General features: G+C 56.7%; 26 protein-coding genes and 2 pseudogenes. 17 read left to right on the plus strand and 11 right to left on the minus strand.

The window, feature by feature from the left end; all coding sequences use genetic code 11:
* The 3 genes and pseudogenes from DOU54_RS28060 to DOU54_RS13245 all read left to right on the plus strand — a co-directional run.
* Positions 1-294 (plus strand): annotated as a pseudogene (locus DOU54_RS28060) (methyltransferase); the annotation flags it as partial.
* A gap of 38 nt (positions 295-332) precedes the next feature.
* Complete coding sequence (locus tag DOU54_RS13240) at positions 333-1019, plus strand: glutathione S-transferase family protein (RefSeq protein WP_113731388.1); 687 nt, start codon at positions 333-335, stop codon at positions 1017-1019.
* 295 nt (positions 1020-1314) lie between these two features.
* Complete coding sequence (locus DOU54_RS13245) at positions 1315-2565, plus strand: ATP-binding protein (protein ID WP_072492740.1); 1251 nt, start codon at positions 1315-1317, stop codon at positions 2563-2565.
* A gap of 124 nt (positions 2566-2689) precedes the next feature.
* Here DOU54_RS13245 and DOU54_RS13250 read toward each other — a convergent pair.
* Positions 2690-3948, minus strand: a pseudogene (locus DOU54_RS13250) (aspartate ammonia-lyase); the annotation flags it as partial.
* Positions 3949-4100: 152 nt separating this feature from the next.
* On the opposite strand from DOU54_RS13250, the gene DOU54_RS13255 reads away from it, so the two are divergent.
* The 5 genes from DOU54_RS13255 (at position 4101) to DOU54_RS13275 (ending at position 9217) form a co-directional block, all read left to right on the plus strand.
* Positions 4101-4691: a helix-turn-helix domain-containing protein gene (locus tag DOU54_RS13255; RefSeq protein ID WP_037095081.1), complete on the plus strand. Its 591-nt coding sequence runs from the start codon at positions 4101-4103 to the stop codon at positions 4689-4691.
* The gene (locus DOU54_RS13260; RefSeq protein WP_034499453.1) at positions 4684-5913 is read left to right on the plus strand and encodes a type II toxin-antitoxin system HipA family toxin; all 1230 of its coding nucleotides are present in this window, start codon (positions 4684-4686) and stop codon (positions 5911-5913) included. The genes DOU54_RS13255 and DOU54_RS13260 overlap by 8 nt, the downstream gene beginning before the upstream one ends.
* Positions 5914-6109: 196 nt before the next feature.
* Complete coding sequence (locus DOU54_RS13265) at positions 6110-6418, plus strand: type II toxin-antitoxin system RelB/DinJ family antitoxin (RefSeq protein WP_113731410.1); 309 nt, start codon at positions 6110-6112, stop codon at positions 6416-6418.
* Entirely contained in the window at positions 6415-6726 is a 312-nt protein-coding gene (locus DOU54_RS13270) for a type II toxin-antitoxin system RelE/ParE family toxin (protein WP_113731389.1), read from the plus strand. Before DOU54_RS13265 ends, DOU54_RS13270 begins: the two co-directional genes overlap by 4 nt.
* A gap of 556 nt (positions 6727-7282) precedes the next feature.
* Complete coding sequence (locus DOU54_RS13275; RefSeq protein WP_113731390.1) at positions 7283-9217, plus strand: methyl-accepting chemotaxis protein; 1935 nt, start codon at positions 7283-7285, stop codon at positions 9215-9217.
* A gap of 253 nt (positions 9218-9470) precedes the next feature.
* Here DOU54_RS13275 and DOU54_RS13280 read toward each other — a convergent pair whose 3' ends face one another.
* Positions 9471-9770, minus strand: a complete 300-nt coding sequence (locus DOU54_RS13280; protein WP_034499457.1) for a hypothetical protein — start codon at positions 9768-9770, stop codon at positions 9471-9473.
* Positions 9771-10218: 448 nt separating this feature from the next.
* Here DOU54_RS13280 and DOU54_RS13285 point away from each other — a divergent pair, with 448 nt between their 5' ends.
* Positions 10219-10470, plus strand: coding sequence for a type II TA system antitoxin, ParD family (locus DOU54_RS13285; RefSeq protein WP_113731391.1), 252 nt, complete (start codon positions 10219-10221; stop codon positions 10468-10470).
* A gap of 436 nt (positions 10471-10906) precedes the next feature.
* Here DOU54_RS13285 and DOU54_RS28070 read toward each other — a convergent pair whose 3' ends face one another.
* From DOU54_RS28070 to DOU54_RS13310, 5 genes are all read right to left on the minus strand, one after another.
* Positions 10907-11290, minus strand: coding sequence for a type II toxin-antitoxin system VapC family toxin (locus DOU54_RS28070; RefSeq protein WP_022557663.1), 384 nt, complete (start codon positions 11288-11290; stop codon positions 10907-10909).
* Positions 11287-11487 carry a type II toxin-antitoxin system VapB family antitoxin gene (locus DOU54_RS13300; protein WP_006699143.1) on the minus strand — a complete coding sequence of 67 codons (201 nt, stop codon included), beginning with the start codon at positions 11485-11487 and terminating at the stop codon, positions 11287-11289. The genes DOU54_RS28070 and DOU54_RS13300 overlap by 4 nt, the downstream gene beginning before the upstream one ends.
* 131 nt (positions 11488-11618) lie before the next feature.
* The gene (locus tag DOU54_RS28075; RefSeq protein WP_286079901.1) at positions 11619-12134 is read right to left on the minus strand and encodes an alpha-amylase family protein; all 516 of its coding nucleotides are present in this window, start codon (positions 12132-12134) and stop codon (positions 11619-11621) included.
* 35 nt (positions 12135-12169) lie between these two features.
* The gene (gene treZ, locus DOU54_RS28080) at positions 12170-13402 is read right to left on the minus strand and encodes a malto-oligosyltrehalose trehalohydrolase (protein ID WP_286079902.1); all 1233 of its coding nucleotides are present in this window, start codon (positions 13400-13402) and stop codon (positions 12170-12172) included.
* Positions 13403-13968: 566 nt separating this feature from the next.
* Positions 13969-14574, minus strand: coding sequence for a TetR/AcrR family transcriptional regulator (locus DOU54_RS13310; RefSeq protein ID WP_113731392.1), 606 nt, complete (start codon positions 14572-14574; stop codon positions 13969-13971).
* Positions 14575-14672: 98 nt separating this feature from the next.
* On the opposite strand from DOU54_RS13310, the gene DOU54_RS13315 reads away from it, so the two are divergent.
* The 4 genes from DOU54_RS13315 (at position 14673) to DOU54_RS13330 (ending at position 17771) form a co-directional block, all read left to right on the plus strand.
* Positions 14673-15581, plus strand: coding sequence for an alpha/beta fold hydrolase (locus DOU54_RS13315; protein WP_113731393.1), 909 nt, complete (start codon positions 14673-14675; stop codon positions 15579-15581).
* A 262-nt stretch (positions 15582-15843) separates the two neighbouring features.
* On the plus strand, positions 15844-16692 hold the full coding sequence (locus DOU54_RS13320; protein WP_193603334.1) for an alpha/beta fold hydrolase: 849 nt from the start codon (positions 15844-15846) through the stop codon (positions 16690-16692).
* Between the two features lie 40 nt (positions 16693-16732).
* Complete coding sequence (locus tag DOU54_RS13325) at positions 16733-17059, plus strand: hypothetical protein (RefSeq protein WP_113731394.1); 327 nt, start codon at positions 16733-16735, stop codon at positions 17057-17059.
* Positions 17060-17216: 157 nt separating this feature from the next.
* Positions 17217-17771: a CGNR zinc finger domain-containing protein gene (locus tag DOU54_RS13330; RefSeq protein ID WP_286079903.1), complete on the plus strand. Its 555-nt coding sequence runs from the start codon at positions 17217-17219 to the stop codon at positions 17769-17771.
* Between the two features lie 744 nt (positions 17772-18515).
* On the opposite strand, the gene DOU54_RS13335 is transcribed toward DOU54_RS13330, so the two are convergent.
* Together DOU54_RS13335 and DOU54_RS13345 are read right to left on the minus strand one after the other, a co-directional pair.
* On the minus strand, positions 18516-18932 hold the full coding sequence (locus tag DOU54_RS13335) for a DUF1810 domain-containing protein (RefSeq protein ID WP_113731395.1): 417 nt from the start codon (positions 18930-18932) through the stop codon (positions 18516-18518).
* Between the two features lie 364 nt (positions 18933-19296).
* Entirely contained in the window at positions 19297-19704 is a 408-nt protein-coding gene (locus DOU54_RS13345; protein WP_064263885.1) for a hypothetical protein, read from the minus strand.
* 73 nt (positions 19705-19777) lie between these two features.
* Between DOU54_RS13345 and DOU54_RS13350 the strand changes: the two genes are divergently transcribed.
* On the plus strand, positions 19778-20350 hold the full coding sequence (locus tag DOU54_RS13350) for a TetR/AcrR family transcriptional regulator (RefSeq protein ID WP_113731397.1): 573 nt from the start codon (positions 19778-19780) through the stop codon (positions 20348-20350).
* A gap of 138 nt (positions 20351-20488) precedes the next feature.
* Here DOU54_RS13350 and DOU54_RS27430 read toward each other — a convergent pair whose 3' ends face one another.
* Together DOU54_RS27430 and DOU54_RS13355 are read right to left on the minus strand one after the other, a co-directional pair.
* Positions 20489-20650 carry a hypothetical protein gene (locus tag DOU54_RS27430; protein WP_173402667.1) on the minus strand — a complete coding sequence of 54 codons (162 nt, stop codon included), beginning with the start codon at positions 20648-20650 and terminating at the stop codon, positions 20489-20491.
* Positions 20651-21229: 579 nt separating this feature from the next.
* The gene (locus DOU54_RS13355; protein ID WP_113731398.1) at positions 21230-22306 is read right to left on the minus strand and encodes a nucleotidyltransferase family protein; all 1077 of its coding nucleotides are present in this window, start codon (positions 22304-22306) and stop codon (positions 21230-21232) included.
* A 557-nt stretch (positions 22307-22863) separates the two neighbouring features.
* Here DOU54_RS13355 and DOU54_RS13360 point away from each other — a divergent pair.
* The 3 genes from DOU54_RS13360 to DOU54_RS13370 all read left to right on the plus strand — a co-directional run.
* The gene (locus DOU54_RS13360) at positions 22864-23166 is read left to right on the plus strand and encodes a UBP-type zinc finger domain-containing protein (RefSeq protein ID WP_037094982.1); all 303 of its coding nucleotides are present in this window, start codon (positions 22864-22866) and stop codon (positions 23164-23166) included.
* Positions 23167-23179: 13 nt separating this feature from the next.
* The gene (locus DOU54_RS13365) at positions 23180-24847 is read left to right on the plus strand and encodes an FAD-dependent oxidoreductase (protein WP_113731399.1); all 1668 of its coding nucleotides are present in this window, start codon (positions 23180-23182) and stop codon (positions 24845-24847) included.
* A 655-nt stretch (positions 24848-25502) separates the two neighbouring features.
* On the plus strand, positions 25503-26086 hold a 584-nt coding region (locus DOU54_RS13370; RefSeq protein ID WP_286079905.1), incomplete at its 3' end, for an alpha/beta fold hydrolase.

Below are 26086 nucleotides of genomic sequence, written 5' to 3' on the forward strand. Positions count from 1 at the left end.
CTGGAGACTCTCCGGGAGATCCGCGGGCGTCTGAAGCCGGGCGGCGTTTTGGTTGCTGCCCATCACACTGAGATCGATGGACAAGCGTACCTCTGGCTGGAGAGATCTGCGGAATTTGCCGTGGGCCCGACTTCGGCGCCCGGACAGGCAGCAGCCTCGGCCAAGGCGATGGCCGAGCGGCTGCCGCTGCTTTCGCAGGACCGGGAAGAAGCGTGCTTTCGCGAAGCGGGCTTCAAGCATCCAAGCCTGTTCTACGCCGCTCTTTCGTTCCGAGGCTGGGTCATGATCGCCTGATGCTGCGAACAACGCCCTGTTGATAAGGAGGGATCAGCTTGATCGAAATCTTCAATTTCGCCTTTGGGCCTTATCCGCAAAGGTTGAATATCTACCTGGCAGAAAAGCAGCCTGCGGGCGTCGCCATGACAGTGTATGCGCAGCCGGATACGCTTGCAAACATGCCTCCGCCCGAGATCGGGGCTCTTACTCCCATGGGATCTCTTCCCATCCTGAGGCATGCCGATGGCACCGTCATCGGCCAATCGCTGGCGATCCTCGACTATATCGAGGACACAATTCCGGATCCCGATATGCGGGGGAAAACGCCGGCTGTGCGGGCGAAGGTGCGCCAATGCGTTTACATGTTCGATGAGGCCCTGACATTCTTCGGTCTTTGGGCGCGCCACGGCAGTGTGCTTGGGCAAGGCGCGGTGCGATCGAGTCGGGAGGTCGCCGAAATCGGCGCCGACCGGTATATCGGGCAGTTGCGGCTTGTCGAAAGCTTGATGCCCGAAGAGCGGTTCATTGCCGGTCAATACGTCACGCTGGCTGACTGCGTGGCCATGGCGACGCTGCAATACGCGAGCGATTTTTACGCCGTATCGATCCCGCCCGAGTGCGTTAAGCTCCAGACTTGGTTCGATCGTTTCAGTCAGCGCCCCAGCGCCAAGCGGCCATCCTATCCCGAGGAGCAGCGGGGGAAGGCATTCGGCTTGATGGACCAGACCGGTGTCCGGTTTTAACGTGCGTCCCGTCCTTAGGATATGCTTTAGGCGGCTGAAAACACAATGCAAGCAGTCGTTTATGGTGACCGGACATCGGTTCGATTCCCATCAAGAGCAATACGATTTGAATCTTCACTCCAACACGCCTCCGCTCACTCTTCTCGACAGCTGGCTCGTCCCCATCAAGTTTCCGAAACGGACGGCAGTAAGTTCCGGATTGGACGAAGTTGCAATCCGAATTGGACGCATGTAAACTCCGACCTGAACGCATCGGCAATCCTAGAATTTGGTAGCGATCAGGAGGAAAAATAGATTGAAAGGGGAAAGTCCTTCTGACCTCCTTTATCCGAGAGGCGCAGCCGAGCGAATTAGGGTCGCGCTCAAAGATACGCCAGTCGTACTTGTGAACGGACCGCGGCAGTGTGGCAAGACGACGTTGGCTCGAACCCTGCTCCAGACAGATCGTCCATATTTCACGTTAGATGACGAAACGACCTTACTATCAGCAAAGACCGATCCAGTCGGCTTCGTTCGTCAGATTGATACCGCCATCATAGACGAGGTGCAGCGTGCACCGGAGTTGCTGCGTGCCATAAAACAGGCTGTAGACAACGATCGGCGGCCTGGGCGATTTTTGTTAACCGGCTCAGCAAACATTCTCGCACTCCCGACGATTTCGGATAGTTTGGCCGGGCGGATGGAAGTCGTTACCTTGTTGCCCCTAGCTCAGTCCGAAATTCGACGCAACCAGTCGAACTTCCTCGATTCCGCTTTTGCCGGAACGGTCATAGCGCCTCGCAATCCAACGGTCGGAAACGACCTGATGGAGCGAGTGCTCATCGGCGGCTATCCTGAGATGGTCGGTCGTGGCGATCCCCGCCGTCGATCCGCATGGGCTAGAGAATACATACGAGCCATCGTTGAACGAGATGTGCGCGAAATTGCCGACGTCGAACGACTGGACCAAATGCCGCAGCTTCTGCGGGCGCTCGCGCATCATTCGGGACAGTTGCTCAATTTCACCCAATTGGCCGGCCAGGTCGGCATCGATGACAAGACCGCCCGGCGATATATCGGACTCTTCGAACAGCTGTTCCTAGTTCGTCGCATCGAGCCCTGGTTTCGAAACCCTTTGAAGCGTCTTGTTAAGACACCAAAGCTCCTGTTTCTCGATAGCGGGCTCTTAGCTTCGTTTGTCGGAATGACGATCGATCGAATTTCAAGTGACCGAGGACTATTTGGTTCATTGCTGGAAACGTTTGTCGCTGGCGAAATCCTCCGGCTTTCGACCTGGAGCGAAGTCCAATCAGCCTGCCACCACTATCGGGATAAGGATCAGGACGAAGTAGATATCCTTCTCGAAGACGAAGCTGGCAATATGGTTGGACTTGAAGTCAAGGCCGCGGCAACGGTGACCGCAGCAGATTTCAAAGGCTTACGCAAAGTAGCCGTGGCCACCGGACGCACCTTTAAGGCAGGCTGGGTGCTGTACGACGGCGACAAGATCCTGCCATTTGGTGATAATCTTGCGGCGATACCGCTATCTTGTCTCTGGGGCGATTAAAGTAAGGGAAGGATTTAAGTTCGATTCCCTTCAAGGCGATGGGAGGTTCGACATTGGTTGCAAAGGAGCCATAAGCTCTGCCAATGTGACTGGTAAGAAGGATTGGAAACCGCTGTTCGTCAGTCTAAGCCAATATCTGTTGCGGACGAGTTAGCATCTCTGGGCGTAACACGGTGTCGAGCGTTTCCTTCGCCATCAAGCCACGTTCAAGGACGATTTCGTAGACTCCGCGTCCCGATCGATGAGCTTCCAACGCAACCTCCGTCGCGTTGCTATAACCGATATAGGGGTTAAGGGCTGTAATGAGGCCGATCGACTGCTCGACATTGTCTCTGAGACGGTCACGGTTGGCGGTGATGCCGCGCACGCAGTTTTCTTCCAACGTCCGGCAGGCTTCGGTCAGATGGCGGATGGAGTTATCAAGGCTGTAGAAGATGATCGGCTCAAAAGCATTGAGTTGAAGCTGGCCCGCTTCCGCGGCCATCGTCACCGTGACGTCATTGCCTATCACTTCGAATGCCACCTGATTGACGACCTCAGGGACGACCGGGTTGACCTTGCCTGGCATGATCGACGAGCCCGCCTGACGCGCCGGCAGATTGATCTCGCCGAAACCGGCCCGCGGTCCTGAGGACAACAGTCGAAGGTCATTGCAAACTTTCGACAGTTTTACGGCCACACGTTTCAACACGCCAGACAGCTGAACAAAGGCGCCGCAATCCTGCGTGGCTTCAACCAGATCTGGGGCGGTGATCAGATCGATGCCGATGATGCTGGACAGATATTCGCGTACCTTGGTTGTATAGTCCGGGTGGGCAGCGATGCCGGTTCCGATTGCCGTTGCGCCAAGATTGATTTCACGGATCAACAAAGCCGCTTCCGACAAGCGGGCTTCATCTTCCAGCAGCATGACCGCATATGTTCCGAACTCTTGACCCAAGGTCATCGGAACGGCGTCCTGCAACTGTGTCCGACGCATTTTCAGGACATCGGCAAATTCCGAGGCCTTGTCGGCGAATGCCATACGTAAGCCAGCCATCGCGCCGAGAAGACGCCCGATCCCGGCCAGGCACGCGAGCTTCAATGCGGTGGGGTAAACGTCATTGGTCGACTGGTAAGGTTGACATGTTCATTGGGGTGAAGATGACCATAGTCACCACGGCGATGCCCCAGGATTTCAAGCGCCCTGTTGGCGATCACCTCGTTGGCATTCATGTTCGTGGAAGTGCCGGCACCGCCTTGAATAAGATCGACGACAAACTGTTCGAGAAGTGCGCCGCTCCGAATTTCCTGACATGCCTGGATGATGGCTTCAGCCTGTTCTCGGCCAAGGATATTGAGGTCGGAATTGGCTCGTGCAGCTGCTTCCTTGATGGCCGCAAGGGGTAACTGTAAGCGCTAAGACTGCAAGACGATACACTATTCTATATAAGTCAGCAATTTGATACAGTTTTATATATCGACGTTGCATCGCTCCTGAGAATCCTCTATATATTATCCTGTATGTTTCGCATCAAGCGATACAGGATAATGATATGGCATATAAAACAGAGCATATAACGCAGCAGTTGCGCGCTGCGCGCGAAGCGCAGAAAATGAGCCAGCGCGAGCTGAGCGCACGATCGGGCCTGACGCAAAGCCATATTTCTCAGATAGAACGGGGCACCATGGAGCCCGGACTTGGCAGCTTGGTGGATGTGGCACGCGCGCTCGACCTCGAGATCGTCCTTGCCCCGAAAAAACTGATGCCGGCAATCCGCAATATCCTCGATAGCGCGTCGGCATCGAGTGATGTCCTGACATCCGACCAGCGCAAGCTGGTGGGGCGCCTTGAGCGGTGGTTTGCCCGGCACAGGGGCGGGTTCGGTAGTGCTTCCGAGGCAGATACATTCAAAGATAGCCTCGCGCTCTTACGGCATCTTCCTCTGTCGGCCGAGGAGATGGACACATTCAATGAGGCGACTGCACGCCTCGACCGGTGGCAGGCTGATCCGCCGTCCCGTCAGGAACTGAGCAGGATCGCACATGCCGTAAGACACCTACGCAATGCCGCGGTGCACCGCGACCGTGACGACGCGGTCCCTCGCTCGGCCTATGCGCTGGATGAGGAAGATGATAATGCCTAAGGTCACGGTACTCGATGTCAGGCTGTATGGGGAACCGGTTGCGACCCTGACGAATCTGCAGGACGGGCGCACCATCTTCGCGTTCAACGATGCATATATCGAAGACGAAAAGCGGCCGACGCTTAGCCTGTCCCTGAAAGACCCGTTCGGGGCGCTCATCACGAAGTTCAGGCCGTACAACACGGTGGTCCCGCCCTTCTTCTCGAACCTACTGCCGGAAGGACCGCTGCGCAAATACCTCGCTGATCGTGCGGGTGTGAAGCCGTCGCGGGAATTCTTCCTGCTCTGGATGCTCGGCCGCGACCTGCCTGGGGCTGTGACGGTGCATCCCTCCAAAGGGGATGACGCGCCTCCGGATGACGAGCAGGCTATCGTCGAAGCGCGGCCGAACGCGCTGCGCTTTTCGCTGGCGGGTGTGCAGCTGAAGTTCTCGGCCTTTAAAAACGACAAAAAGGGCGGCGGCTTGACCATTCCGGCCGAGGGCACGGGCGGCTCGTGGATCGTGAAGCTGCCGTCTCAACAATATAGTGGCGTGCCCGAGAATGAGTTCGCGATGATGACCATCGCCCGCATGATGGGTATGGACGTGCCTGAGCTCCAGCTGGTTGATCTCGACGCCGTGAGCGGCCTGCCTCAGGGGGTGGGTGAACTGCATGGGCAGGCGCTGGCGATCAAGCGTTTTGACCGCACGCCGGAGGGAGCGGTGCATATCGAGGACTTTGCGCAAGTCTTCGGCGTCTTTCCCGACCACAAATACGATAGGGGCAATTACCGGATGATCGGCCGCGTGCTGGGGATCGAAACCAGCACGGCCGACGTGGCGGAATTCATCCGGCGTCTAGTCTTCAGCACGCTAATCGGCAATGGCGACTTGCACCTGAAGAACTGCTCGCTCATCTATCCTGATCGCCGCACCCCTGCGCTCTCGCCAGCGTATGACTTGTTGTCGACTATCCCTTACATCGAGGGGGAAGATACGGCGGCGCTCAATTTCTCCCGCACAAAAAAGATGGCGGCGCTGTCGAAGGATGAGCTGACGCATCTGGCTGCGAAAGCGGAGCTTTCCGAGAAGCTGGTGATCGACACCGCGCGCGAGACGGTTGAACGCTTTAGGACGGTATGGGAGGCGGAAAAGAAAAACCTGCCGATGGCCGCCAAGGTCACCGACACGATCGATACGCACGCACCGAAGGTCGAGCTGTATCGTGAGTTCGCGAAGTAGTGTCTTGCGGCTCGGCATTCAATTTATCAAGCCTTGCTGCATATTCAAGGCGTTAGCCCATCCAAAACAGGATGGCCGTTGGTTCGAATCCCATCAAGAGCAAACGAGAATCGTGAACGGGGAATGACAGGGTGAAAATTCTAGCTGGAAAGCGTCATTCATTTGCATTACATTCTCCTTGAATATGGAGACAGCCATGGCCGCAAACGCTCTCGTACAAACACGTATTGATTCCGAAGTCAGGGATCGTGCTTCTGCCGTCCTTGAAAGCATGGGCCTCACGGTATCTGATGCGGTTCGTATCATGCTCACCCGGACCGCTAACGAGGGCGCTCTGCCTCTTGAACTTTTATCCGGCAGTGAGGCGCATGACGGTTGGTTTCGGACTAAGGTGCTCGAAGCGTTAAACGATACTCGACCGGATTTATCGGACGACGAGGCCGAGGCGCACTTTGTCAAACGTCGAGCGGCAGCCCGCCTCAAAGCGGGTGTGCCAGAATCGTGAAGCTTACTTGGTCTGCTTTTGCGTTGTCGGATCGTGACGCCATCTTCACATACGTCGAGGCAGATAATCCCGCCGCTGCCGTGTTGATCGATGAACGGATAGCCGCTGCCGCCCGTCGCTTGCTCGATTTTCCTGCCAGTGGGCGCGTGGGTCGAATTGCCGGGACACGCGAACTCGTCATCAATGGCACGCCTTATATCGCCGCCTACGCCTTTGCCGAGACGGCAGTTCGAATTCTTCGCGTACTCCATGGCGCGCAAGAACGGCCAGAAAATCTGCCGCTAAGCTTATCGACCACGTTTGTGTAGGGGGTTGACGGTTCGATCCCCATCAAGAGCAAGACCGCGACAGGTTGTCCCGTTCGGGCGGTCGCCAGCCCCGTCGGGAGACACCTCAAGTGCGAATATTTCGTTCGAGCATTGTATGTTCCATCTGCAGAACAGACCAACGGTGACAATCAGATTGTGGCGACGTGAGCAACGTTATCGAATGAGATCCGCAGCTCAACTCGACCGCAAAAATCACGATCGCAGATTGAGCGAGAAGCCGAGCAGCTTTCCTGCCGACCGCTTCAGAAGCGCGCGACATAGCAACCGTCGCCGCGGTGAAGGCGTCACTGGGCCTAGAGAGCAACCGGTGTTGGTAGGTAGATGTGATTCTTAACGAATATAAAACATTATTATCGTATATTTCGTGTCGCTGAGAATGAAGCGGTAATCTTGATCGCTTTAGCAGGTATTACGTCTCGGAGAAAATTCTCGTGTATTCGGAATCTTCATCATGCGTCTGCCATCATAGGTACACCCGGCGAATGAATTGCTCGTGGTTCCTCCTGATAAACGTTAATTATTGCGAGAGCGGCACATGAAACACATTTCTATCGTCGGAAAATTTCTTATTATTATGGCATGCTTCGGCTTGTTCTCGCTTGGGGTCGCCCTTTATTCCGGGATCCAGATTGCCAGAGTTGACGAAGACTATGCTGGCCTGATGGACGGCGAATCAACCGCCGCCTTGTATTTGGCTCGCTCCAATCGCAACCTCCAGGCAGCACGAGCGTCCATCGGGGAACTGTTGATGTCGCGCTCGGCAGACCTGAACGAGCGGGCGGAAAAGGGTATCAAGGATGCTGAAGCCGGTTTTGTGAAATACATGGACACCGTTGCTGGCGCTGTCCCGCAGCACGCCGAGATTGCTCTTCTCAAGGCCGAAGGCCTCAAGGTCATTAAAGAGGTGTGTGGCCCGACCATTGTGGCGGCGCGAAACGCGACGACGGAGCAAGACATTGCGGCGTCACAACAATTGTTTCTGAGCCAGTGTCAGCCGGCTTTCAGCGCGCTCACTCCGAAGTTTACAGGTGCGACGAATGAAATCGTTGATAGTGCTGCGAAGACGGGTGAGGAGCTGTCCGCGCACGCCAGCAGCACCGCTACCAAGACCCTCGCCGCTGTCATCGTCGGCTTGATCATCGTTCTCGCGGTCGGCTTCCTCGCTATCCGTTCCTGGTTGGTACGTCCGATCCAGCGGATGTCGGTCACCATGAACGTGCTCGCCAATGGGGATTTGAACGCCGGCGTCGATGGAACGGATCGCCGCGATGAAGTTGGCGGCATGGCGAGGGCCGTCCAGGTATTCAAGGAAAACGGCCTGCGGGCAAGGGAGCTTGAACAGGAAGCGGCCGCGACGCGCTCCGCTAGCGAGGCGAAGCAATTGCGGGTCGCGGAACTTGAGCGTGAGCGCGCCCAGCAGATGGCACGGGCGACGTCAGGCCTTGCGGAGGGTCTGAAGCACCTGTCGAGCGGGAACCTGACTTTCCGACTGAACGAACCCTTTGCCACAGATTTCGAGGCATTGAGGTCTGACTTCAACGCAGCTGTTAGTCAACTGGCAGAGAGCTTGCGATCTGTCGCGAACGCCACAGGATCAATCGATAGTGGAGCACGTGAAATCAGCCAGAGTGCCGAAGACCTCTCAAAACGGACCGAGCAGCAGGCCGCGTCGCTTGAGGAAACGGCAGCCGCTCTCGACCAGATTACCACCAACGTTGCAAACTCCTCCAAACGCACCGAAGAAGCACGTCATGTGGCAATCGAGGCCAACAAGTCAGCGCGCCGCTCGGGCGAAGTAGTTTCGAATGCTGTAATCGCCATGCAGCGCATCGAACAGTCGTCGAACCAGATCTCCAGCATTATCGGTGTCATCGATGAGATTGCCTTCCAGACCAACCTGTTGGCGCTGAATGCCGGTGTCGAGGCTGCGCGGGCCGGGGAAGCGGGCAAGGGCTTTGCGGTGGTCGCTCAGGAGGTGCGCGAGCTTGCTCAGCGGTCGGCTCAAGCAGCGAAGGAGATCAAGGATCTCATCCGAAACTCCGTGGATGAAGTCAGCACGGGTGTAAAGCTGGTTCAGGAAACGGGCCAAGCGCTCAAGGTGATCGAGGAGCAGGTTGTTTCGATCAACACGCAGCTCGACGCCATATCAACGTCGGCCAAGGAGCAGTCGATTGGTCTTGCCGAGGTCAACACGGCCGTGAACCAGATGGATCAGGCGACGCAGCAAAACGCGGCCATGGTGGAAGAATCGACGGCTGCCAGCGCGTCTCTTGCCAGCGAGGTGCAGCGCCTGCGTGAGATCATATCTAAATTTTGCGTCGGCGCGGAAGGAAGAGCTGAAACCGGCAAGCCGACGGCGGTGAGAGTCGAACACAAACCTGTCATTTCTCCTGCCCGCCGCATGCTTGCGAAAGTAGCAGGAGCTATCGGAGGCCGCGCAGCCGCGGCTGAAAGCTGGGAGGAATTCTGAGGCCCGGGGACTCGACTGTTATGTCATGTGATCGTGACCGGGCGACTACTAACCCGGTCACGAGCAGCATGGGAGCCACAACTTCCGCCAGATCGATGCGTGTTAGCCTCGACAAAAATCATTGACAGCCGACGCCTCTTGTCGAGCTGATGCATGCTATCCCGCAGCTCGGCCTCGACCTAGGTTGCTGTGACCGCGAGGCCACTGCCGGATCCCGACAACACAAGGCATGAAGAGGGGCGTCCAGCACTTGTCAGATGGCTATTGAAAAACGCTTTGGTCTCGTCAACATCCTTCCAAAGCCTCCTGGGTCTTCACCCCTTTCACCACGAAAAACATCGTCCAGCGCGCGGCACGCTTTGCTGGCACTGGCCTGACCAATCTGAAGGCCGGCGCCTTCGATTCGCGAACAGAAAAGTCCGCCGGAAAAATTTCGCAACAGCTCAAAAAAAATCGTTGAAACCCAAAATCGCCGCAGGGTCGCTGGTTCATATCCGCTCAAGGCATTGGGTTCTTCCATTGTAAAGCTCAGCATCGTGTTCAGCGTAAACACAAATTGTCCTCCTCATCATTCTCGACCATCCTCTCGGCGCGTTTCAGCTAAATCAGTTCGGATAATTGATTAGCGACAGGCGGTGCCTGCGTACCTCTCGCCTACCTCGTGCCACCGAGTTCGGACCTCAATTTTCAATCAGCCGCCAAATGAATTTCAAATGGTCAAACTTTGACTTTCAATTAGTCAACAATGTATTTTCAAACGGTCATTGAGAGGAATAAGGCCGTGATGCTCATCCAAGACTCGTCGAGCAACGTGTTGCCGATGCCATGTTAGACACAAGGGTGATTATGATCGTCGGTCCCCGACACTCGAGCAGAGCATGTAGGGGATTCGAGTCTTCGGAATAGCAAAGCGCTCAAAGCGACGTCGGTTAAGCATCGGCGGTGGCCACAAAGCTACATATGTGTGAATGTGGGCTTTTCTGAGTTCAGGAGTGCGTCAGATGAGCCGATTGACGATCGACATAACGGACCAACAACATCAAAGCCTCAAGGCGCTGGCAGCATTGCAGGGCAAGACAATAAAGCAGTATGTGCTTGAGCGCCTCTTCCCCGGTGACACAGACGCAGAGCGAGCCTGGGAGGAACTGAGGGCGTTGATGAACACCCGCGTCAATGAGGGGCTTGCCGGAAGACTGTCGACTAAAACCGTGAGTGAGATCCTTGACGAGGAGATTTCCGAGGGTCGTGCTTGACTGCCTATATTCTTACCGCGGAAGCGGAATCAGATCTACGTTCGGTAATCCGTTACACGCGTACGCAATGGGTGGTGCGCAGGTACGTCGCTACGTCTCAGGTTTGGAGCGAGGTATCGCAAACCTTGCCGAGGACAGAGGTTTGTTCAAGGATATGAGTGCGCTTTATCCGGCGCTAAGGATGACGCGATGTCAGGACCATTACGTCTTTTGTCTGCCTCAACAGGATGCGCCCGCCCGCATCGTAGCGATTTTTCGCGAGCGAATGGATCTGATGAAGCGTTTGGTCGATCGTCTGAAGGAATAACGTTTGGACGGAGGCGAGATGTGAGCGCAAGACAGACGAAATCGTCGTTATTGAGCGGGTGAAAGAAGGGGCCGTCAGTTCAGATCCTATCAAGAGCGAAATTGCACTCAAGGGTTTGTAACTTCGTTTCTAATGAGGAGTATGCGGAGAGGGATAAAGCGCCGCCCCAACCTTCCGCGCGGCGGCCGCTAGGCGCTTATCCCTCGTCCACAAGCTGGATCGACGGTCCAGGAGAGTTGAAGTCAACAAATGTGCATCAGTATAGCCGATCCCCATGCTGAATATCGAATGGCGATCAATGACTGTCATCACCTCTGCATGGGTTGCAACTACTGCTTCACGCTGAGCTGTGAGAAACGCTAATACCGCATCCCGTTCTCGCAGACTACCCAAGGCCAGTTCACCTACAACGAAAGGGTGGCAAAGCAGCTGATCATCTCCGATGATTTTGACGAGCTCCGGGTCCCCGTGTCGGAAATGATCAATCCAGATTGAACTGTCGACAAGGATCACTTCCCCACTTCGCTCCGGCGGCGAGGCGCTGCCTCAGCCTCAGGCATAGTGCCTCCAAGAGCGATTAGCCGCTTGCCAGACTCGACTCGCACCAAAGTCTCTAGTGCTTGACGCACAAGAGCCGCCGTTTCCTTCGTGCCCGTTAGGGACTTTGCTCTTTCCATAAGGCTGTCGTCGAGATTGATGGTTGATCGCATAACTAGCTCCGAAACGTTGATATGCAAATAGCACCCATTGGTGCAGAAATCTACGCCCATCAAGCCCGCATTTTTTTGCCTATTGCAGTCGCCGGTTCGATCTCTTCAAGAGCTTAACCCTAGCAATCGTTTCAGATAGCGCTTGTACGGAGGGGGTTGATGATCTCAATCCCCTGGAAATCGCGCTCATTGTCGGTGACAACAACACAGTTGTTCGTTGTTTCATCGCCAAGATTGACGGCGATCGAAAGCGCGCCGGCAGAAAACGTCCAGGTGACCGCAATACATCCGTCGCCTGCCTCCACAACTCTGCCAGCGCGGCCATTATCTCCTCGAAGAAGAGGCACGATCTTTGTCCGTCTCAGTAAAAGCAGCTTGCCCGTGAGCGTTAACCAATCTTCCCCCGCCTCGGTTTGGGCCTTGCTCCAATCCAGTTTTGACGTCTCGAACGTGGTGCGATCGTTGGGGTCGGGAACAGTCTCGCTTTTGTAACCGGAATGGCCGTCAAACTCGCTTCTTCGACCCTCGCGGACTGTGTTTGCGAGATCATCACGGAAATCGGTAAAGAACAGGAACGGGTTGGACTCGCCGAATTCTTCTCCCATGAACAGAAGAGGAATGTGTGGCGAAAGTAGAAGTAGAGCCATCAGAACCTTGGCGCGATCGCTGCCTACAAGTGTAATCAGCCGTTCCCGTGGGCCCGGTTGCCCACCTGGTCGTGGTTCTGGATGAAATCCACAAATGCGGAGCTCGGTTGGCCGTCGCTTCTGACGCCACGTGGTCTTCCGGTTTGGGGTGAAGTTTCGCCTTGGTAGGCGAAGCCTTCTGCGAGCGCCCTGGCCACGAGCTTTTCAGGTGCCGCCGCGAAATCCTGATAGTAAGCGTCGCTTTCCCCTGTCACAAGCGCATGAACCGCATTGTGGAAGTCATCATTCCATTCTGCGGTGAACAGAGGAATACTTCCGTCTGTGGCTCTCTCATGCAGGGAGATGATGTTGCGACTGTCCTCGGTCGTAAGGTGAATAGGACGATTGGTGATCTCGCGCCGAATGCGTTCAGCTATCTCCACCAAAATGTGTTTTGCGGAATTGTCCTCAATCTGGTCAATCGCGTCAAATCGAAGGCCATCAAGCTTGAATTCGTGCAGCCAATAAAGAGGGGCATCGGCAATGTATCGCCTCACGGCGTCGACGTCATAGGCTATCCCATCGCCCCAAGGGGTTTTTCGATCCTTGTCGAAGAAACCCGGAGCCAGCAGGGGGAGGTAGTTCCCCTGCGGTCCGAAATGATTAAGAACGATGTCGAGCACGACGGATATGCCAAAACCATGCGCTTCATCGATAAAGGCTTTGAAATCATCCGGCCTGCCGTATGCGGCGTGGGGAGCATAAAGCAGAGTGCCATCGTAGCCCCAGCCGTGGTTGCCGCCGAAGTGGGAAACCGGCATAACCTCAATCATGGTAATTCCGAGCTGCGCAAGATGAGGGAGTTTCCCAACCGCGGCCTCGAACGTCCCCTCCGGCGTGAAGGTTCCGACGTGCATCTCGTAAATTACTGTCTCCTCCCACGGACGTCCCTTCCAGCTGATATTTCGCCAAATGTAGCGATCCGGATCGGTGACGAGCGATGGTCCATTGACATCGTCCTTCTGCGCCCGCGAAGCGGGGTCGGGCACCCGTTGTCCGTCAGTCAGGACAAAGCAATATTCGGTTCCTGCCACAGCGTCTGGACATCTGATCTCGAACCACCCGTGCTCGTCGCGTGCCATGCATCGTAAAGCCGTGCCGTCGTCGAGGTATAATTCATTTTGCCCAGGCGCCCAGGTTCGAAAAGTGACACCCCCCGATGGAGAGCGTCGTACGCCCCAAGCCGGTGATTTTGTGACATTGGAGCGATTGTGTTGCTTTGACCGCATGGTTCCCCCGTCAGGATTGAGCGGGGCAAAACCGGCGGCGTCGATAACGGTTCCCGTCCGGCAAATATTAAAGTGCAAGCCGTGACAGCGTGCATTGCGCGGGCTTGAAAAAATCGCGGAGCTCAGAGGATCGAAGAGATTTCATCTTCCGGATGTCCAGTTAAAAATCCAGTTGCCGCCCACCAAGCCTCCTGGGAAACGATCAGCGCTTCTTCGACATTATTGGTTTGTCGCGTGATGGACCAAGGGGGAGGCCGGTGGACTGAGCCCCAACCTCTTGCTATGCGATCAACCTCGTGACGCACCGCTTACTGTCGCGGAGTTACAGATATGGCGCTGAGCGATAGACCGGCATGCAATAGCTCATTTTTCGCGAAATTATGAGTTATAGAAAGCGGTGAGTCTCTGTCCACTCGAGCGTTGGTTTTGTTGTTAAAATGACTTGCGCGGTTAGGAGAGTGCTCCGGCAATCCACTTGTTCACAGGCTCATCATCGTCGGGTGCAATTGTCTTGACGCAGGGCCTGCTATTCTTGAAACAGTGTCGAACAATCAGAAATTTTATTGTTATTTCCTTCCGGTCTTGCGCGCCGTGAGAGACACGAGCAGTGCGTCCTGCACGACGTCTTCCAGTTCCTCGCGCGTCGCGCCGTCCCGGGCCTGGACGGACATGCCCTGAAGCACGACGACCAAAAAGCGGGCGAGGGAGCGCGCGCGATCTGAGTTGAGCCAACGACCAAGCGCCTGGGCAATTGTTTCTCTCATCATATCTCTGCCCTCGGACAACACTCGCGCAAGCGCGGCATGTTCTTCGGCGTATTGCAGCATGCCGCTGGACACCATGCATCCTCGTTCACCGGCAGGGTCCGTCACGGCGTCGGCCCCTTGGCGCAGGATCGCCGACACGGTGTCCTCCAATGTTGATGCGCCTTCAAGGTTGAACAAAGCCCCGGGAATTCCCGAATAGTGATCAAGGGCCTCCCGATAAAGCCCTGCTTTGCTCCCAAACGCGGCATAGAGGCTTGGTGGTGCGATTCCAATCGCGGTCGTCAGATCGTTGAGCGACACACCTTCGTAGCCATGCCGCCAAAACAGATGCATGGCGATGTCGATCGCCTCGTCACGATTGAAGGTCCTCGGTCCGCCGCGCCGGCGTTTGATCTGCTTATTCATAGTGATCACTAAAGACCGGTTGACAGAGAAAATCAAGTGATTAGTTTGTATCGATCACTAAAAATAGCCAATTCTCGCCCAACACCACTGGAGATTTTATGTCAGGACGTTTCATCCGAGCCGCAACGGGAATGTTTGCTGCGGTGATCTTGTTTACGGGGGCATCGGCCACTGGGGCTGCCGAAAAGCAATATACCGTCACATCCTCCGATGGCGTTACAATCGCCGTCGAAGAAACCGGAAATCCCCAAGGTCAGCCAATTGTATTCGTTCACGGTCTGCTTGGCAGCCGCATCAATTGGGACAGCCAGACGGCCGATCCAGACCTGCAGAAGTTTAGGCTGATCACCTTTGATCTGAGAGGACATGGACTGTCGGCAAAGCCGGATGACGCTGACGCCTACAAGGATGGCGACCGCTGGGCAGACGATCTCGATGCAGTCCTTCGGGGAAGCGGAGCGACGAACCCGGTGCTCGTGGGCTGGTCTCTTGGGGGTGTGGTGCTGTCGAACTATCTTGCCAACCATGGCGACGCCGGGATTGGTGGCCTCCTTTACGTCGACGGTGTCATCGAACTCAAACCCGATCTCATCACGCCGCATCCGGAGGTCTATGCAGGACTGGCCTCAGAGGACCTGCGGACGCATCTCGACATGGTGCGGACCTTCCTGGCCCTCTGCTTTGCAACGCAGCCAGAAAACGCGACGTTTGAACGGCTGCTGTCCAATGCAGCGGTGGCATCATGGCTGATGACGCGAACAGTCCCCTCGATGACAGTCCAGGCAAAAGAAGGACTGGCGAAGGCAAAAAAGCCGGTTCTGTTGATCTATGGGGGCAAGGATAATCTGGTACGGCCGCAGCCGAGTATAGAACGCGCGAAGTCGTTCAACGGCTCGATCAAGTCAGAGATTTACGACAACTCGGGTCATGCGCCATTTCTTGAAGAAGCGTCGCGGTTCAATAAGGATTTGGCCAGGTTTGCGGCTTCTGTGGCGGACGGCAAGTGAGTCAGAAACTGGCTCCACCGGCTCCCATTCTGCTGCGTCTTTCATGCTCCCATTCTGAAATCGAGACTGAATGGTCGTCTGATCTGGAGAAGCGTGCGTGGGGAGCCGTGATCTTGATAGGTCCGCCCCGTCGCGCTGGGCCGAACACCGGTGCGTCACGACGACGGAACCGGAACCGGCTAAACGAGTTATGATGGTTCCGCGAGATGGAGAAGCTGTCAGGAGCGAACGCGTGAACAGATGCAATATAACCCACCGGCGGATGACCATTGGAACGCACTCCCTGTTCTTCCGGGAAGCGGGGCCGATTGAGGCGCCCGTTCTGCTCCTGCCCCACGGATACCCGTGTTCGTCCTATCAGTACCGCAGGCTGATGCCGGCACTCGCCGATCAGTGGCGCACGGTAGCTTTCGATTGGCCGGGTTTTGGCTACAGCGACACCCCCGATCCCGCCGAGTTCGGATATGACTTCGACGCTTACGCCGAGGTGCTCAACAACGTCGCTGAGGCGCTCCGACTGGAGCGCTACGCGCTCTGGCTCCACGACTATGGATCGCAGATTGGTCTGCGGCATGCCATAGCCCACCCGGAGCGGATCGCCGCGCTGATCATCCAGAACGGTGACATCTATGAAGACGTGCTCGGCCCTAAATACGGGACGATCAAAGCGTGGTGGGCCGACAAGTCGCCGGAGAAGCACCGCCCTCTCGCGGAGGCCGTAAGTGAAGACGGATTTCGCGAGGAGTTCGTCGGTGAAGTCTCTGAAGAAGTGGCAAGCCTCGTCCCTCCCGACCTTTGGAAGCTCCATTGGCCGCTTATGGATACGCCGACACGCAAAATGGTGGCAGTCCGCCTGATGGAAAAGCTGGAGGAAAACCTCGACTGGTTCCCTCGCTATCAAGGCTATCTGCGTGAGCACCGCCCTCCGACCCTGGTGGTGTGGGGCCCGCAGGACGCCTATATGCCCGAGGCGTCGGCGCAAGCTTACCGGCGCGATCTCCCGGACGCGGAGTTGCACATTCTCAGCGAGGCCGGGCATTGGCTGCTGGAAACCCATCTCGAACAGGCGTTGCCGCTCGTCCGCGATTTCCTGGCCCGGACATTCCGATGATCGCTCCTTTGAATGTAGCCCGCAACGAGAGGAGACATGCATGGTTACGAAGCCCACAATTGCACGCATCTGGCGCGGCCGTACGCGCCGCGAGGTCGCGGACAGCTACGAGCCCTATTTGCGAGCCGAGGGCATTCCTCCGCTTGAGGAAATCGCCCTCGGCGTCCAGCTTTTTCGGGAGGATCGGGACGAGGAAACGTGGTTCACGACTATCTCCTACTGGCCGGACATCGAGACGATGACCGCCTTTACAAAGGGCGATCCTGTCAAGGTTCATCATCTCGATCGCGACGCCGAGTTCCTGATCGAACTGCCCGAGCGCATCGAGCTGCATCAAATTCTGGTGAATGATCCGAGCCTTCGTTGAGTCGCGAGCAAGCCCTGCCTAGGGTGATGGAGCTCCGCAAGAAAATCGGGATCTCCCGGCCGCAGCAAGGCCGGCCGGTCTCCAGATGGTCCCCACCTCTGTGCATCGGGAACGGCGCGTGTTCCGGCGCAATCGCGCTGACCAGGAAAAGAAAGCGATGATGTCACTGCCCCACCGCGTCTCCGGCAATCTCGCTCTTGATCTCGCCAACACCATCAGTTGGCGCAACACGAGCCGGGAAGTCGACCATTTGGCAAGCTTCGATGACGTTGTGGCATGGTCGAAGCAAGTCGGTCTGGTCGGCGGCGACTTCGTCGTATCGCCGCAGGAGCAAGAGATACTGGTCCAGCAGGTGCTCGCGCTTCGCAAGGCAATCGGTGCCGCGGGATCGGCGATAGCTAACGATCTCGATCCGTCTCGGCTGGATCTGGACGTCATACGCGACGTTGCTGCGCTGGCTATGCGCCAGGCTTCGCTTTCCGGAACGCCGTACACATGGCATTTTGAGGGCATCTATCGCGTGACCGGCACCATCGCGTGGTCCGCGCTCGACCTGCTTCGGGGCGACGAAATCTCCCGGCTGAAGCAATGCCCACCCGACGATTGTCACTGGCTGTTTATCGACCGGACAAAGAACGCTTCAAGGCGCTGGTGCGACATGGGCAGCTGCGGCAATCGCGCCAAAAAGATCGCCCACAGAGCCCGGCGCTGACTCAAAAACGGCGGGAAAGAGCAGCAGCGGGATTCCGGGCCCGTGATCAAAGCGGGATGAAAACCAATGATCACTTAGGTGTCGGGATACCGCATTGACTGGGCGCCGCAGGCGGACGTCGAAGTGGATGGAGCATGTGGCTGAACTCATTCCTGAGGTCTGAGAAAACCATCACGGCCACTTCCTGCCGAGCGGAGAACAAGTGCCCCTCCATCTCTTCTGCAGCATTTACCCTCGGGAATTGACAGCGAAATCAGACAGAGCTTCAAATCGGAACGACTGCAAACTTTCATTTACCACAAGGCGTATTGTCGAATTCCACGCCGCGCATATGTCGTCTTTGTCATAATGTATCCGGCCATAACAACAACCGATGAGGTGACATGATGTCAATCAACTCGGGTCATGCTCGATATTTCCCGCGACCCATACGAACTACAGCTAACCCGTTGGAGCGGGCTATCCTGCAGCTATAGAAGATGATCGATGCGCAAAGAACGAGTGCGCTACCGGCACCGTTTGCTCTTTATAAAGCCAAACGCATTCTCGAACGATGCCACAAGGGGAGCCCGCTGCCGAATGCGCGTGACTGCATGCCGAACGTGGAATAAGCGATCGGACATCGGTAGCACGGGCCCGAAACAATAAACCTTAACGGTGGTCAAAGTGTGCCCGACTGGTCATGACGACCTTCGCATGCTCGTGCTACATCCAATATGCCGGCGGCGTCGGCGAGCGTTATTTCTACCACAGCAGCCGAAGCGTGCTCTCGTCACGGACTCCTGCGTAAAACATGTCCAGTGCGGCTTGGAAAGGTAAATCCCGTTCAGCAACAGCTCCGAATAACGTCATGCTGGATCGAAATTTGAGATCATCCGGGGATCCGAGAATGTCATGCGCGCTCAAATGGGTGTGCTGCAGCATGGCGGTCGTACACTCGACGAGGCGTGGTCCAAGCATAGGATGCGTCAAATACGCCTCCGCTTCCGCACGACCCGAGATCGCGTAAAAGCGCGCAGTTTCCGAACGGCCAAGGCCACGCAGTTGCGGAAAGATAAACCACATCCAGTGTGAGCGCTTCAGTCCCGCCTGCAATTCGCTGAGGGCCACCTCGTAAATGTTTTGCTGCGCCGTCACAAAGCGCTCGAGATTGAATTTCATCGTCAGCTTTCTCCGATTGCAAGGTTCAGCAAAACCGGTCTTAAGCGCTCCACAGTGCGATCTCGCGGGTTAATCCTGACAACGTCGGCGCCGGCCTGCTGTTCCCGAAACCGCTTTAGTGTCGCAGCTTGCGTCGCGTCCACGTCGAACCCCGCATGCGAACGAAGTAGCCCGTGCGCTGGCGTTTGCTGCATATACCTTGATCCAGGACATCATTCGAACGACGATGCGCTCTACGGGCGCCCGCCTGAGCGACCATCGCGGTGCACTACAATAATCAGGGCTGTGCGCTTTGACTGGCCGGTCATGGCAAATTTGCTATGGGAACGTCGGCAGAATGCTCGCGGCCACCGAATTGCGGTGTTCATTGGCTTGCAATGAACCGCCAGTTCGCGATTGCGGCCTGACGGTGGGGCTCGGCACGCAAAAGGTAGTCCGGATGCCTGATGATTGAAAGCAGGTCCGAAAAGCTGTCGTAGCGTATCATCACGATGTCGTCCCACTGTTCGTCCTCGGTCGAGACTAACGTCATGGCTCTGGATCCGACGTAAAGTCGTTCGGAAATAATCCCGAGTTTTGATGCGATCTCCTGGAACACGCCAGCATAGCCTTCGTAATATGCTGCCCGTGACGTCTCTTTCATATCCACAAACCCGCCCGGATAGTGAGGACTTTCGCGGAAGCGGAGAAGATTTATCATCACGACGGGGTTGCCGCCGAGCCGTTCAGCCGCGTCTGACAAGATTTGGGGCGAGAGGGTATAAAGATCCATGATGTGACTTTCTGACAAAATTCGTTCATATGTCAGATATTGACAGTTTTTGTTATTATGTCAAGAATCGGGAATGGGGAGATTTTCAGACCGGGAAGAGAAGGTTGCTGTCGCAGCCGAGGGTGTTTTTGTGCGCTACGGCTTCGCGCGGACAACGATGGGCGACATAGCAAGAGCCGCAGGTATCTCCCGCCCCGCGCTTTATCTCCTGTTCCCGGACAAAGAGGCGATTTTCAGCCGCGTCATTGAGATGATGGACGCGAGATCCCTCGCAAAGATCCAGCAGGCGGTCGACCGGATTGAGTCTGTTGATGGGAAATTGTTGCATGCCTGTACCGTTTGGGGCCTCCACGGGGTGGAGCTGGCTTCAGCCCATCCTGACGCCGCAGACCTTTTTGATTTCCGGTTTCCGGCGGTTCGGGAGGTCTACGAGCGGTTTCAACAGTTTCTGGTTCGGATTTTGGAAGAGCACGTCCCGAACTGGACGCTCCCCGTTTCACGGGCTGAGTTTGCGGCGACGCTCACCTATGGCCTTCGTGGCCTTCGCTACGCGGCGACGGACATCGATCACATGAAACGTCTCGTTGACGTTCATGTCACTATCTACGGAATGTCACTTAAGCGGAACGAAAGCGCCGACGGATGACAGGCGCTTGCAGTCCCTGTCTTGCAGAACCTGGTATTGATTGAGAGATGCCAGCCGTGCAACGGGCGCTTCCGGATGACGCACGAGCAAGAGATTACGGGGCGTGCCGGGTAGGAGCAACTCATGCTTGTCATATTCCTAGTGCTCATCACCGCGAACGGGACACCGTTTCATAAGCTTTTTGATCGTCCGCCGGTCTCCGCCGAAACGATCCAGCACCTCCACCGCCTGAGGCAGGCTGACCGAGTATTCCTGTTGAAGTTCCTCGACGGTGTACGGCTTTACTTTATAGTCTGGCATAGCGCCCTCCTTCTGATGCCCAAATGCAACCGCCTCGATTTGAGTTCCGAGCACCGGAACATCCGCGCGCCTTGAGGGTTCGCGTTGGGAAAGGAGACCATCATGAGAGATTTGAACCCGAATGCCGTAGGCCGGCCGGACGACCCGAAAGCCACACGCGGCTCAACATGGCGGCCGAGAGCCAAGGACGAGGATATCATCACCAACAATGACGAAGGTGCGCCCCCGTGCCGATCGGCCAGCCTGGCGACCGTGAGCAAGGCGGCGACAGCGACGGCCCGATGGGTGGACAGTAGATTGCGCCAGACCGGCCGAAGCGAGCGCCCATTTCCAACCCGTCTACAGGGAAGAGCGTCATTCCAGATACCCTTCCCCCTCCGACATGGGCGCGTTTAGGAAAAACCCGAACGGCATTACGGCCACTATTACTTCGGCGGTGACAAGAACCGATGGCGTCCGAAGCACACGACGCTTTAGGCACGACAACCCGAAGACCGAGTCAATTAAAACTGGGCGATAAGGTAACGCCATCACGTCCAGAAGAAAACATCGACGCGCAGTCCTACGGCTTGCCGATCTTTACCTTTGCAGCACGCTTTGTAGCATCTCGGGCCCGAGCGTATTTTCGAGGGCTTTCACTCCGCTCTTGGGTAGTCTCCGAAGGCCGCTGACTATGCCCTCTTTCCAGGCGTCTCCCCGATCCCACGCTTCCTCCCATGCATCGGCCAGTTCGTCATTATGGCGCGTCTCAACCAAGGCTTGGAAGAGCAAGGCGGCCTGTGAGAGGTCTTTGTCTGCCTTCAGGCGTCCAAGAGCGTCCGATCGCCTTCGAGACGATATGATCAGCTTGTGGACAGCGTACCTCTCCGGGGCTGGGACAAGTACGTTCACGCCTTCGCGGAAGAGAAGCACCGTGCGGACGGGCTCGTAGATCAGGTAATCAAGGAATCGCAGGTTTTCCCCCGAAGCGCCACCGAGTGCAGGCATAGGCGACGGCTTGCCTGTGTATTCCTCCGATCCCCGATTTCCAGTCAGGAACTCAACGCGGTAGCCCCTGGCATTCTGGAAGGCTACGATTTTGGCCCGGTCCGCCTGGTGCGGCACTGCTCGAAAATCGGGATCGACTGACTGAAGAACCTCCAGGATTGGCGGCAGGCTGTCTTTTACCTCGGCCGAAATGGCGAAGTCCTGCGCGAAATCAGCGTCGCCTGTCTGCATAACCGCCGATGGCAGGCGAACGCCGAGCATCCCGGCATAGGTGCTGAATGCCACCGACCCGATAAGAACAGCGCGCAACCGGAACAATCCAGCATCGGCCAAGGCCCGCGTGACAGCGCCCGCAAACGGGTCTGGTCCGGGCAGGCCGGAACGACGCAGAGTGCTTACCATGCGTCTGCGCTCCCGAATGTTGTCCTTGATCTCCTTGTGGGCCTTCACCCGTGCTGTAATCGCCTCGTCGGAGTGCGGGCCGACATATCTTCGTTTGTCCTTGCCTTCAGGAGTCGGGAGATCGAAATACCAGTAGTCGCGATCTTTGACGGTTACAGTCACGAACCATCCCTCTAAGGGAAAGTCCGCCACAAATTGGGCGTCGAGCGTTCGTTGGGTCAACTCCGCAAACATTGTGCGGTAGCTGATATCAATCTCTCTCAGCATTATTTCCTCTCGTGCCCGGAAATGCAGTTATAAGGATTTGCCAAAAACTTATAACGACACGGACGCGTGTCAAGGTTATAAGTGTTTGCCAGAAACTTATAACGCCGGCGCTACCCTCAAGGCGAACAGTCATACACTTCTCCAGCAACATTGCGCGGTTTAATCAGAGAGGAGACAATGCCAGTCCGGCTTAGAAGCGCGAACTCCTTGCCGCCGGGGTGCGGCTTTGGCGCGGTCGTATTTGCAAAGTCGCGAACATCGGCTGTCGATGAGGAAAGATGGCGACAACGGGAGTGGCCCCGTGGACGCCGATGGAGCCAGCCTTTCGCTCCGGTACGCTGATCAGACCATCAGCCACCTACACCATAGTCTGGTATCGCACTCCCGCTCAGCGGGGCATAACCTCTTCATCGATGAGCAACGGCTGGCCCAATGAGCGATCGATTGCATCGCGCAGCTTTGCATTGAACCCGGATCCCGTCGCAGCGCGTTGAAGGACGAGAAAAGCGTTCTCAACAACTGGGATACTCTCATTGGTATGATGATGGAGAGCGAGCATGAGCGGATGCAACCACAATGTCACAGTCCGGTCCGTCACTCCGAGGACGCTCGGTTGCGAGGAGTGCCTCAAGGAGAACATGGAGTGGTTCCACTTGCGGATCTGTCGTCAATGCGGCCACGTCGGCTGCTGTGATCAATCGGTCGGCAAGCACGCGACGTTGCACTTTCACGAGACCGGCCATCCCATCATAGAAGGTTACGATCCTCCTGAAGGTTGGGGCTGGTGCTATATCGATGAGGTATTCGTGGACCTGCCCGACCAATCGCCCCAACGCGGCCCGGTTCCCCGCTACTACTGAGATTGGAAAAGGTATGACCGCCGCAGGCTCACGTGAACACCAGATGTTTCCTGCACTCGATCCGCAACAGATTGCGACGGCAAGACGTTTCGCTGATGACGAACCGCGGTACTTTCTGCCCGGCGAGATGATTTTCAATGTCGGCGAGAGGCACGCACCCGCCTGGCTGGTGCTCGAAGGATCGATTGAGGTTTTGCGCCAGGACGGCCTGTCATCCAGCGTTCCCGTGACCCGACATACGACGGGTCAATTTTCCGGAGAGGTCAGCCAGCTGTCGGGCAGGCCATCCCTGGCGAGTGGGCGTGCCGGTGCGGAGGGATGCATGGCCGTTTCATTCGACGCCCCGCATCTTAGAGCTCTGATCATCGGCACCGCCGACATCGGAGAGATCGTGATGCGCGCGTTTATACTTCGGCGCGTCGCCCTGGTAGATCAGGGCGGTGCCGGTTCTGTACTGGTAGGTCAACCGGGCAGTGCTGACCTTATCCGCCTTCAAGGCTTTCTGGCGCGAAGCGGATATCCGTATGTCGCGCTTGACGCTGACGCCGACGGACAAGGCCGCGATCTTGTCCATCGACTGGGTATCTTGAGAGAAGAACTGCCACTGATGGTGTGCCCCGGCGGAGCCATTCTGAAGAATCCGACAGACAACGAGGCCGCAGTTTGTCTGGGCGTCGCACAGGAGATTGTTTCCGGTGCCGTCTATGACGTTGCGATCATCGGCGCCGGCCCGGCCGGCCTGGCGGCCGCCGTCTACGCGGCCTCCGAAGGTTTGAGTGTCCTGGCGATTGACGAACGATCCGCAGGCGGCCAGGCGGGAGCGTCCGCACGGATCGAAAACTACCTTGGCTTCCCTGCGGGGATTTCCGGGCAAGATCTTGCGGCGCGTGCCTTCAACCAGGCGATAAAATTCGGGGTCGAGGTTGCTTTGCCCATCCCCGTTATTGACCTGCGGGTTGTTCAATCATCATGGGGAACCGGTTCGATATTGCGGCTGGGTCTCGATGGCGAACGGAGCGTCGATGCGCGAACCGTGGTGATCGCGTGCGGGGCGCGTTATCGCCGCCCGCAGTTGGCAAATCTCGCCGAATTCGAAGGGTCCGGTGTCTCCTATTGGGCGTCTCCTATCGAGGCAAAACTATGCGAAGGTGAAGAGGTCGTACTCGTCGGAGGGGGGAACTCGGCGGGGCAGGCGATTGTCTTCCTTGCTCCCAAGGTCCGGCAGCTCCATGTTGTTGTCCGAAGACCCCTCAAAGATACGATGTCCAGCTATCTTATTGACCGTATCGGGGCGCTGTCCAATGTCGAAATCCATGTCGACAGCGAGATTGTTGGCCTTGAGGGAGACCGCTCGACTGGTCTGAGCGGGGCCGTGATGCGTCACCGTCAATCCGGTGGTGAGCGAACCTTCAGGGTCCGGCATCTTTTCCTGTTCATTGGCGCTGATCCGAACACGTCATGGTTACGCTCCGGTGTGGACGTCGACGACAAAGGATTCATTCTGACGGGGAGAGCTTCTTCTGTGCGCACATCCGTTCTTCCGCTCGAGACGAGTCTTCAAAACGTGTTTGCGATTGGTGACGTCAGGGCAGGGTCCACCAAGCGTGCCGCCGCCGCCGTGGGCGAAGGTGCCGCTGTAGTCTCTCAGATTCATGAGTGCCTTGGGCGGCAGCCCGGTTGAATTAACCCGGATCAATCCGTCCGGCACACTGAAGACTGATGACGGCAGACGGTTGCTTCGTTTCCTCCCTTGTCGTTGATCCGTCGGCCGCCGTGACAACACGCTTGCATCGCGCGGTGTCCTCTCCGGCTATATTCAAGAGTTCTCAATTCTGCGCGCGGACAAAACCTGTCTTTCGCTTCGCCCGGTATGTCCGTGGACTAAGGGAAACTTCGGTCATTTCCGATCGTGGTGGTGCAATCGGCCACTTTCTATGGAGTCTCCAAGCTTGATAAAGGATATCGTGCTCCCGCAAACGGAGACGAAGAGACTTGGCATCTGCCTGTTCCCCGGGGCCATCGGCGGAGGTAGGAGCATTACCCTACACTCCGCCGCCGTATTATTGCAGAATATGAAATAAAGTCGACACTATTCAATCAATTGTTGATGGGCGGCTCTCACGTCAATATCGCGTCTGTCAGACGAACACAGCGTCGCCTGAAGTTTTCAAAATGAAATCGCAGGACGCGAGATGACCACGAATATCACATCTATCACACGCCGGAACGTGTTGCTGACCGCAGGTACGGCCGTTGCCGTTACAGCGATGTATCCCGTTTTCGGCTTCGCAGCCAAGAGTGATTCCGCCACTACCGCCACCGAAGGAACCAAGACCATGAGTACTGTAACAACCAGGGACGGCACCGAGATTTTCTACAAGGACTGGGGCCCGAAGGATGCCCAGCCGATCGTTTTCCACCATGGCTGGCCGCTCTCGTCCGATGACTGGGATGCGCAGATGCTGTTCTTCGTCTCCAAGGGTTTTCGTGTTGTCGCCCATGACCGCCGTGGTCACGGCCGTTCCGCCCAGGTTGCGGATGGTCACGACATGGACCACTACGCCGCCGACGCCTTTGCCGTCGTTGAAGCGCTCGATCTGAAGAATGCCGTCCATATCGGCCATTCCACCGGCGGCGGCGAAGTTGCCCGTTATGTCGCCAAGCATGGCGAACCCGCCGGCCGTGTCGCCAAGGCCGTTCTCGTTTCCGCCGTGCCGCCGCTGATGCTGAAGACCGAAGCCAATCCGGAAGGCCTGCCGATGGAGGTTTTTGACGGCTTCCGCTCAGCGCTTGCCGCAAACCGTGCGCAGTTCTTCCGTGATGTCCCGGCAGGCCCGTTCTACGGTTTCAACCGCGATGGTGCGACCGTGCATGAAGGCGTGATCCAGAACTGGTGGCGTCAGGGCATGATGGGTGGTGC

The sequence above is a fragment of the Agrobacterium sp. MS2 genome (assembly GCF_003261015.1).
Taxonomy (GTDB): domain Bacteria; phylum Pseudomonadota; class Alphaproteobacteria; order Rhizobiales; family Rhizobiaceae; genus Agrobacterium; species Agrobacterium pusense.

Coding starts and splice junctions, on each gene's coding strand:
- DOU54_RS13345 (WP_064263885.1), bottom strand. CDS start 19,704: ATGGATCTTTATACCCTCTCGCCCCAAATCTTGTCAGACGCGGCTGAA.
- DOU54_RS13335 (WP_113731395.1), bottom strand. CDS start 18,932: ATGAAATTCAATCTCGAGCGCTTTGTGACGGCGCAGCAAAACATTTAC.
- DOU54_RS13350 (WP_113731397.1), top strand. CDS start 19,778: ATGGGGAGATTTTCAGACCGGGAAGAGAAGGTTGCTGTCGCAGCCGAG.
- DOU54_RS13320 (WP_193603334.1), top strand. CDS start 15,844: ATGACCATTGGAACGCACTCCCTGTTCTTCCGGGAAGCGGGGCCGATT.
- DOU54_RS13265 (WP_113731410.1), top strand. CDS start 6,110: ATGGCCGCAAACGCTCTCGTACAAACACGTATTGATTCCGAAGTCAGG.
- DOU54_RS13365 (WP_113731399.1), top strand. CDS start 23,180: ATGACCGCCGCAGGCTCACGTGAACACCAGATGTTTCCTGCACTCGAT.
- DOU54_RS13355 (WP_113731398.1), bottom strand. CDS start 22,306: ATGCTGAGAGAGATTGATATCAGCTACCGCACAATGTTTGCGGAGTTG.
- DOU54_RS13325 (WP_113731394.1), top strand. CDS start 16,733: ATGGTTACGAAGCCCACAATTGCACGCATCTGGCGCGGCCGTACGCGC.
- treZ (WP_286079902.1), bottom strand. CDS start 13,402: ATGCGGTCAAAGCAACACAATCGCTCCAATGTCACAAAATCACCGGCT.
- DOU54_RS13315 (WP_113731393.1), top strand. CDS start 14,673: ATGTCAGGACGTTTCATCCGAGCCGCAACGGGAATGTTTGCTGCGGTG.
- DOU54_RS13300 (WP_006699143.1), bottom strand. CDS start 11,487: ATGCGATCAACCATCAATCTCGACGACAGCCTTATGGAAAGAGCAAAG.
- DOU54_RS13255 (WP_037095081.1), top strand. CDS start 4,101: ATGGCATATAAAACAGAGCATATAACGCAGCAGTTGCGCGCTGCGCGC.
- DOU54_RS13310 (WP_113731392.1), bottom strand. CDS start 14,574: ATGAATAAGCAGATCAAACGCCGGCGCGGCGGACCGAGGACCTTCAAT.
- DOU54_RS13330 (WP_286079903.1), top strand. CDS start 17,217: ATGATGTCACTGCCCCACCGCGTCTCCGGCAATCTCGCTCTTGATCTC.
- DOU54_RS28075 (WP_286079901.1), bottom strand. CDS start 12,134: ATGGCTCTACTTCTACTTTCGCCACACATTCCTCTTCTGTTCATGGGA.
- DOU54_RS13360 (WP_037094982.1), top strand. CDS start 22,864: ATGAGCGGATGCAACCACAATGTCACAGTCCGGTCCGTCACTCCGAGG.
- DOU54_RS13275 (WP_113731390.1), top strand. CDS start 7,283: ATGAAACACATTTCTATCGTCGGAAAATTTCTTATTATTATGGCATGC.
- DOU54_RS13285 (WP_113731391.1), top strand. CDS start 10,219: ATGAGCCGATTGACGATCGACATAACGGACCAACAACATCAAAGCCTC.
- DOU54_RS13260 (WP_034499453.1), top strand. CDS start 4,684: ATGCCTAAGGTCACGGTACTCGATGTCAGGCTGTATGGGGAACCGGTT.
- DOU54_RS27430 (WP_173402667.1), bottom strand. CDS start 20,650: ATGCCAGACTATAAAGTAAAGCCGTACACCGTCGAGGAACTTCAACAG.